Annotated in this window: 1 protein-coding gene; it reads left to right on the top strand. The window is 33.1% G+C overall.

The window, feature by feature from the left end:
* On the top strand, positions 1–191 hold a 191-nt coding region (locus AC1DUA_RS40490; RefSeq protein ID WP_477505003.1), incomplete at its 5' end, for an STAS-like domain-containing protein.
* Between the last annotated feature and the right edge of the window lie 292 nt (positions 192–483).

The following is a 483-nucleotide window of genomic DNA, read 5'->3' on the forward strand; positions in this document are numbered from 1 at the left end:
CCTTTAAAGGTATTGATGGCGTATCAACTTCTTTTGTTAATTCTGCATTTATTGAGTTGCTCAATGTTTACAATTTCGAATATATTCGGACTAACTTGAAGTTTGTCAACTCAAGTAAGCAAATTAACGAAATGATTAAAAGAAGATTTGATTTTGAAGTAAACCAACGTAAAAATTTAGTTTCCACATAAAGAAAAAGCAGCTCTATCACATGAAGAGCTGCTTTTTCGTTCTCATTTTTATCACTAAGTTAAGTTCAAGAGCCTGAGGAGAAATTCCTTAGGCTTTTTATTGTTGCTCGTATATTGTTCACATATAATATCCCCGAGAAGAAATTCAGTTGTCTTCGATTAATAGGTATGCATCCATCATCGTATTGAATACTACGATCTGTCCGGTATCATTATAATCCATATCATTCACTTCAAGATGACTAAGTGTTTTCTCTTCGCCAGTGTCTATATGCTTTACCCTGTATTCCAT

The sequence above is a fragment of the Paenibacillus sp. 01T422 genome, from assembly GCF_056398785.1.